This window comes from Sulfuricurvum sp., from assembly GCF_049277495.1.
GTDB lineage: Bacteria > Campylobacterota > Campylobacteria > Campylobacterales > Sulfurimonadaceae > Sulfuricurvum.
The window spans coordinates 1-7013 of the sequence record NZ_JBASYM010000061.1 but is presented as its reverse complement, the minus strand read 5'-3'; the positions used below and the strand labels follow the sequence as shown (position 1 = coordinate 7013).

5 protein-coding genes and 1 pseudogene are annotated in these 7013 nt (G+C 37.2%); 2 read left to right on the top strand and 4 right to left on the bottom strand.

Going from position 1 to position 7013, the window contains the following annotated elements; all coding sequences use genetic code 11:
- Positions 1-211: 211 nt before the first annotated feature.
- The 4 genes from WAO38_RS10685 to WAO38_RS10670 form a co-directional block, all read right to left on the bottom strand.
- Positions 212-2740 carry a sugar phosphate nucleotidyltransferase gene (locus tag WAO38_RS10685; RefSeq protein ID WP_422236955.1) on the bottom strand — a complete coding sequence of 843 codons (2529 nt, stop codon included), beginning with the start codon at positions 2738-2740 and terminating at the stop codon, positions 212-214.
- A gap of 364 nt (positions 2741-3104) precedes the next feature.
- Positions 3105-4199, bottom strand: a complete 1095-nt coding sequence (locus WAO38_RS10680) for a phospholipase A (RefSeq protein ID WP_422236957.1) — start codon at positions 4197-4199, stop codon at positions 3105-3107.
- A 56-nt stretch (positions 4200-4255) separates the two neighbouring features.
- On the bottom strand, positions 4256-5572 hold the full coding sequence (locus WAO38_RS10675; protein WP_422236953.1) for an HD-GYP domain-containing protein: 1317 nt from the start codon (positions 5570-5572) through the stop codon (positions 4256-4258).
- Positions 5556-5849 carry a hypothetical protein gene (locus WAO38_RS10670; protein ID WP_422236952.1) on the bottom strand — a complete coding sequence of 98 codons (294 nt, stop codon included), beginning with the start codon at positions 5847-5849 and terminating at the stop codon, positions 5556-5558. Before WAO38_RS10670 ends, WAO38_RS10675 begins: the two co-directional genes overlap by 17 nt.
- A gap of 138 nt (positions 5850-5987) precedes the next feature.
- Between WAO38_RS10670 and WAO38_RS10665 the strand changes: the two genes are divergently transcribed.
- Together WAO38_RS10665 and WAO38_RS10660 are read left to right on the top strand one after the other, a co-directional pair.
- Complete coding sequence (locus WAO38_RS10665) at positions 5988-6575, top strand: TetR/AcrR family transcriptional regulator (RefSeq protein ID WP_422236950.1); 588 nt, start codon at positions 5988-5990, stop codon at positions 6573-6575.
- Between the two features lie 2 nt (positions 6576-6577).
- Positions 6578-7013: pseudogene (locus tag WAO38_RS10660) on the top strand (hypothetical protein); the annotation flags it as partial.

Below are 7013 nucleotides of genomic sequence, written 5' to 3'. Positions count from 1 at the left end.
GGATGGCCGCACCTGTCGAAAGTATCGGATTTGTAATAAGTCTCATTCTCTCTCCTAATGAATTGTGTCGATAAATATCAATAAATCTTGCTAGAAAGATAGCTATATTCGCCTTATATTCACCTTTCTTTGATTCGCATTGTGAATATAAAACGTACCATATATACATCCATCGAAAAATAGGAAATACAAATAATATTTTTTCCTCCGTCTATTCTAAATTTCTAGGCTGATTCAATTTCATCCATCCTTCGATTTTACTGGTATAGCATTGATGAATTACTTGGCCCTTTTCATCATTTTCGGCTTGTATATAGAGGTTTAGATGATCACTGTACTGATCAGGGATCATCAGTATCCAGTCGTTCTTATCCAGCCATATTTTGACACCGTCAAGGGTCGAAAACTCTTTTCCTTTGGCGTCATCAAGGAGCATACGCATCATTTTTCCTTTCATCGCCTGAGAAGAGGGAATCTGGAAACTGCGGTAGAAAAACTTGGGCAGGGCATCGATCAGTTTGGAGAGTTTGACACGGTGATGAACCATCATCTCCAGTATTTTCAGCGTCGCATACATTGAATCACGGTGGGTTGCAAACTCGGTAAAAGTGAAATTTCCTTCACCGGTGGCAATTAAATCGTATTTTTTCATCTGAGCGGTTTTAAAATTGGAATATTGCCCCCGCTCGGTCTCCAGATGGTCAAAATAGATGATATCGGCTGCCCAGGAGGGTAGGAAGACCCGCTTGGTCGTTCCGAGAGCTTTGGCTTCCATATTCAGCAGTGTCATGACTACATACAGGGCCGACTGCTTTGTGAGTGGGATTCCCTCGTCGCATATGATCTCTAAACGCTGACCGTGCGGATAGATCATGAATCCGGCATTCAGTTTAAGTGCACGGATGACGGAACCCATATCCTCGTAGGAGCGCTTGGAAAGGGCTTTAATATTAAACAGTTTCTGTTCATCACGGTACGCATTGAAGAGGATATGATCGATCCCGAGATCATTAAGGATATCGGGGAAAACGTCCGATGCCATCTCGTGCATCATGTCCACGGCGATTCGGCAGTCGATGCATTTAAACATATGCGATTGCAAGAGTTCTTCCATCTCTTTTTTATACTGGCCGTACTCTTTTTTGTGGTCAAGCTCAATGATTTGTCCGATACGTTCATAATCGACCCGCCGGAATATCTCTTTGAAAAATGCTTTTTCGATTTTTTTGGCCATATCGCTATTGATCCGGAGTGCCTCATGATTGTAAAATGTAATGACGGTACTGGTGGGATCGTCGATTTTCTGGTGAAAATAGACTCCAGCGCAGTATTCGTCTATCGATGAGAGACTGCATCGCATTATTTCAGTGGGAATCGCATTGTAATCGACGATGTTGATACCGGAGGAAAGGAGACCCCCTAGAAATGCCCTCTTCAGCATTCGCGAACTTTTATCGTTGTCTCGCGATACCAGTACCGTCGATCCTACTGGAAGTTGAGCGCCGAATGCTTCCGCCAGCTTGGTCACCATTTCACAGGAGAGTTCGACATTGGACTTTCCGATAACCATCCCATTTTCAAAAATTGAATTTTTATATTTACTTCCCAAAATAACGCTGTGGCTGATAATGGAAGCATCTTCGATCACCTTGTCTGGCCAGATGGTAATATCTTTTTCGATACTAACCAATTCACCAATATCACATCCCTCGGCAAGTATCATCCCCGCTTTTGCGGCAAAGTTTTTACCGATATGGTTATCATTACAGATAATACAACCGTCCATCTTGGCATTTTTTCCAATTATAACGTCGTTCCATATCACCGTATTTTTAATTTTGCTATTTTGAGCAATCGTGACATTGTTTCCGATCACGACATTGCTCAGCTTAACCCCTTTTTTGATCGTAACGTTTTTCCCAACTACGACGATCCCTACGATCTCGACACTTTTATCGATGGCAGTATCTTCTTCGGACAGTGAAATAGACTCAGGATACTTATGAGGTTCTCCTCCGAGACTGAGATTAATCTTTTTGCTGAGGATATCCTCATATACATCACGATAGCTCTCTGGATTCCCGACATCGCGCCAATATCCCTCTGCATATCCTGCTATAAGTTCGATTCCTTTATTCATTAGCATTGGGAAAAGGTCTTTGGCAAAATCGAAATTTTCATTTTTAGGGATATAATCGAGAATCTCAGGTTCGATAATATAGATACCGGTATTGATCGTATCGCTGAATACTTCTCCCCAGCTCGGCTTTTCAAGAAACTTCTCGATTCTCCCCTCTTCGTTAGCGATGACGACGCCGAACTCTAACGGATTATCGACCGAAGTCAGGGTGATGGTAAGTTTGGAGTTTTTGGCTTTATGATAATCAAATATTTTTTGAAAATCAAAATCAGTCACGAGATCTCCACTGATGATAATGAAATTCTCATCTCCGATGTACTCTTGAGCTTTCTTCACCGCCCCGGCTGTACCGTAATCGTCATCCGGTATTACATAGGTAATGTTGATCCCTAATTTGCCCCCGTCTTTGAAATATTCTATGATGATCTCAGGTTTAAAATAGAGCAATACAATGAAATCAGTAATTCCGAGCTTCTTGAGACTCATCATCGTGTATTCCATCATAGGACGGTTCAGGATTGGAAGCATTGGTTTTGGAATTGAATTTGTCAGCGGTTGTATCCGTGTTCCAAAACCACCGGCCATAACTACTGCTTTCATGATTCATCCTTTACAGAATAGATAAAATAAGATTGTTTTGCGGTTGAGTTTGATAATAGATTAAAGCGAAAGAATATTTAAATAGAACTTAATTCATAAAAAGAATTAAGTTCTTATATTGGCATCCGAAAGAATGTATTATTTACGGTCTCCATGGAGATGAGAAGGGTTTTGACTTTATCTATAAGGTCCATGGCTTCGTGAAAACTTATCTTGTCGATGCTCGAGAAAATATCCAACTCTATCTGAATCAATTCGATTTTAATTTCGATTGTATTGGTTTTGCCTATCTTTTTTTCTATAGATCTCAGGGAGTCTAAAAATTGACTATAGCTATCCGTCTTTGTGTCATGCATGGTAATAATCACCGTGAAAACAAAAAGCCAAAACCAAATCGGTTTTGATGATGATTATAATCCATTAGACTGGCACCATATCCGCTAAAAGCTTTTAAATACCAAAAATTATTTTTTGATTTTCCAATAGGATAAGACCATTCTCCTTCTATAGAACCTCGATTATCGTTATTTAAATTGAGATTGTTGCGCCATGTTAGGTCAAATTGCTGTTTTCCCCAGATATAGCTCAATTTTAGGTGTCCATATCCTAGATAAGATGTGATATCTTTATTGTCTTCCCCTTCATCTGGATACCATAGTCTAAGCGTTGTTATTAAATTACCGTGATAAAAAATGGAATCAAGGTAAAGTTGATTCCATTCCCTGGATAAAGGTTTCCCGAGGCCATTGGATTCATGCCAAAATGCTATTTTCATTGCTTTTAAACCAAATTGTGAGAAAGAATAGTCTTCAACCGGAATGAATAACCATACTTCAGGACGATAGTTAGTTTCACGAAACGGGGCGGATTCAGAATAAAACTGCCACCAAACTTCTTGAGTATATCCAAATCCTAATATTTCATTTAACCCTAAAAGATCATAAGTTAGATTTTTTTTCAAACTGATTTGAAATTCTGTTTCAATATTGTTGCTAAATTCATTGTATCCAGGATAAATAGTTGGATCACGCTTTTCAAAGTTTTCACTTGTGTATGCAATAGGAATTAAAAAAGTTTTTTCATACGGTAACATCCCAAAATTACTAAAAATCTTAGACAGCATGGTTTCACGTTCATCAATATCTTTTGGTATATCGAGATATTGTGATACAAAGTTAGCCATTACTTTGTCGCTTTCCGGATCGATCTGATAGAGTTGGTTTTGTTTTAATGAATGGTTAGAATCTACTTGTAATGGATGGTATTCGAACGCTGCTTGTTTATAAAATTGCATCGCTTTGGTAATGTTTTGATCCGTACCTATACCATTTTCATACATCGAGCCTAGAGTATATTGAGCGATGTGATTTCCAGTTTCAGCTGATTTCTCTAACCTGGATTTGGCTTCTGTATAGCGACCTTCGTTATACAGTCTCAAACCTTCTTCATAATTGTCCATACCGATCAATGTACTACTATAGAGTATTGCAAGACATATAAAAGAATGGTAGAACTTCATATCTTGTCTTTTCTAGGAGAAATAAGATCGAGATTATCAAAATAAGGTTTGACAGCATCAAGGAAAAGTTTTTCTAGGGCATCAGTTTCAAGATTATAGCATTCAGTATATAATGAGCTTGCGATAGATGTGAAGGCATCAACCATAGCCGAATCAAATAAGATATTGGCATTGTCTTGAATGAAAAGCAAGCTTTCATCTACACTAAGTGGATTTTTATAAGGACGCTTAGAAATGAGTGCGTCGAATACATCGGCAATGGCAAAAATACGTGCACAGTAGGGAATATCTTCTCCTTTGATCCCTTTCGGATAACCTGAGCCATCAATACGTTCATGATGATAGGCTATAACTGAAGCAGTATCATCTTGTAACCATTCGACTGATCTAATCATCTCCAATCCGTACTCAACATGTTTTTGAATAGATAAATATTCATCTGTACTTAGTTTTCCAGGTTTAAGAAGTATAGAGTCTGAAATTCCTATTTTTCCAACATCATGTAAAAAAGCTCCTTTGATAAGTGCAGGAAAATTATTGACCGGCATTCTTAAAACTTCAGCCAAACGAATGGCAAAATAGGTGACACGATAATTATGTTCAGCGGTATCACTATCCCTAAGAGCGATGGCATTTCCGAGAGCTGCTAGAGTTTGAAAGTTGCTTCTAAGAAGTTTATACTTATCTTCCTCTAATGCACTATATTGATAATAAACAATAGGAAATATACTAATAACAACCAGAGCTAAAATTATTGACACGGAAATGAAGATTTTTTTCATTGTATCTTGCATCATATTAATGGTGTTTGAGGGGAGAGCGATTATCATTTTTAGACTATAAACTTTGTTGTCATAAGATTGGATTTTTTTAGTGTATACAAGTGCAAAAGTTTCATCATTAATCGGAAGCATTATATATTTTGATGTCTCTGATGATGATAATGAAATAGTTTTAAAAACAGATGTAATATGGGGAGGAAGGGGAGTTTTATCATATTGAAAAATTCTCTTATTGGATAAATCAATAATTTCGAGCTTGATAATATTATTATCACTAAGTTGTTGATAGTGTTGGTCGAAAAAAAACTGTATATTTTTTTGGGGATACAGGGAGGTATATTGAATTAGTTCGTTTTCGAAAGTTGTTTGGGTTTGTGCAATTAATTGAGTGATATATTCACCGTTTTGTTTTTCAATATAATTGTATATTGTTAAAAATCCTATAATCAAGAGAATGAATAAAATTGATGTTATTCTGCCAAAGAATTTAAAAAGAGGATGCTTTGTGAACTTCTTAATAGTTTGTTTCATAAGCATTAAAAGTGTCTTTATCTAACTTTACGTGCAAAAAACCTGCAAATCCCTTTTCAGATGATAATAATGACTCAGATGGATGAATAATAATTTTTCTAATCTGAGCGAGAGGTATTAGGTGAATTTGTTCTTGATCGATAATGAGTTTTAGCATATTGTTTTCAATCAATTGTTTGAAATGCTGCATATGTAATCCGCTTTCAATATGAGCGCCCATTGTAATTTGGTATTTTTCTTCATTTCCATTCGTGTAAATAATACTAAGACGGTCCATTGTATTCTCCTCTTTTTGCGGAATTTAAAATTATAGCCTTTATCAATATAAAAAAGAACTTAATTCATTAAAAGAGCCTTTTTCTCTTTTTAAGTTAAAATCTAGCATAATGCAAGAAATATCAATCAAAGAGTAGTTATGACATTTAAAAGAAAAATGCAAGAGATTAAACGCGATTTGATAATAGAGGAAGCGACAAATCTCTTTATCCGTGACGGATACGAGAATATGAAGATTGTCGATCTCGCGAAAAATGCTGGAGTTTCCATAGGAGCTATATACAGTATGTTCGGTTCCAAAGAGGCACTCTATAATCAGTACATAATGGGGCAAATCGAATTTTATATAGAGATGATGGAGCAAGAACTTGAAAATCATACCGATCCCATTGAAATGCTTAGAGTTGTTACCCGCATCAAGTTTGAAGCTATTATGAAAAATAAAAATGGTATCAAAGAGCATCTGATGAGTGATCCAACCTTTTATTTGCATGCATCTTTTGATGACAACAATCCTCTAATGCATATGTATATGTATATCTCCGAAAAAATAATGGAACCGTTGGCGAAGTCTCTCGGAAATACCGTGCAGCCAATGGAGCTATTCTTTATATATGACGGCTTGACCTTTGGAATGGCTAAATACTGGATTCTAACCGGAGGTGACCTAATGAGGCGTATTAATCAATCTATAGAGATGTTTTTGACGATTTTAAAAAAAGATTGATGATGATGAAAAGAATTATTATCGCTTTTACATGTATGTGTTTCGTAGGTATAGAAGCGTTTGCACAACCTGTACTGACGATCGGAATCGTATCGGACGGTGAAAACTCCAAACTTTCTGAAGCACGTACAGCGTTGATTCGTGAAATACGAAAAGCCAGTGAGGGTGAATATGCTCTGAGCTTTCCCGAATCCAAACGGATTGATGCCAGTTTTTCTGTCGCACGGGTCAAAAGCGGCATAGATAAATTACAAAATGATCCGGACGTGGATATGGTTCTCCTTGTTGGCAGTACGGCAAGTCATATCGCGCTTAACTACAATGCGTTCGCCAAACCCACTTTCGCCCCTTTTGTCTATAATACTTCATTGTCCGGTTTGATAAAAGAAACGGATCGGACGAAGATCCGTAACCTCAATTATGTGACGGGAGAATCCC

Excerpts from the sequence above, each read along its gene's own strand:
- WAO38_RS10665 (WP_422236950.1), top strand. The coding sequence starts at position 5,988 with ATGACATTTAAAAGAAAAATGCAAGAGATTAAACGCGATTTGATAATA.
- WAO38_RS10670 (WP_422236952.1), bottom strand. The coding sequence starts at position 5,849 with ATGGACCGTCTTAGTATTATTTACACGAATGGAAATGAAGAAAAATAC.
- WAO38_RS10685 (WP_422236955.1), bottom strand. The coding sequence starts at position 2,740 with ATGAAAGCAGTAGTTATGGCCGGTGGTTTTGGAACACGGATACAACCG.
- WAO38_RS10675 (WP_422236953.1), bottom strand. The coding sequence starts at position 5,572 with ATGAAACAAACTATTAAGAAGTTCACAAAGCATCCTCTTTTTAAATTC.
- WAO38_RS10680 (WP_422236957.1), bottom strand. The coding sequence starts at position 4,199 with ATGGACAATTATGAAGAAGGTTTGAGACTGTATAACGAAGGTCGCTAT.